This is a genomic window from Mesorhizobium sp. M1A.F.Ca.IN.022.07.1.1, assembly GCF_003997575.1.
Taxonomy (GTDB): Bacteria; Pseudomonadota; Alphaproteobacteria; order Rhizobiales; family Rhizobiaceae; genus Mesorhizobium.
In genome coordinates this window covers 1-416 of the sequence record NZ_RZST01000747.1, presented here as the reverse complement: position 1 = coordinate 416, position 416 = coordinate 1, and the positions used below count along the sequence as shown (strand labels likewise).

The 416-nt window shown below is 73.8% G+C and carries 1 pseudogene; it reads left to right on the top strand.

The features are described from left to right. Positions 1 to 416, top strand: a pseudogene (locus tag EOA75_RS33745) (hypothetical protein); the annotation flags it as partial.

The following is a 416-nucleotide window of genomic DNA, read 5'->3' as shown; positions in this document are numbered from 1 at the left end:
GTGCTGGCCGGCGGCGGGTACGGCGTTTGGCTGAACAAGGATGCGTTCAGCTCCATACTCGGCTTGAAGGGCGGCAGCAGCCAGACCGTCTCGACCGAGCCTCTGGTCAAGCCTGCCGCCCCGACAAAGCCGACCGCCGAGACGGCGGCCGCGCCGCCGGCTGCGGGCAATAACGCGGCTGCAGCCAATGAGCCGGCCGAAACGGCGAAATTCACCCAGCGGCTGACGCCCGAGGGCAAGGAAGTAGATCCTGGTCCGGCCGGCGGCCAGAGCACCATCGGCGAGGGCGAATCCGTCGCCGCGCTGACCACGCCGCCGCCAGCCGCGCCTGGGATGACGCCGGCGCCCGCCGCCGGCACGCCGCCCGCCGCGCCAACTCCGGCCGCGACCCCGCCCGCCGCCGACACTCCGCAGGC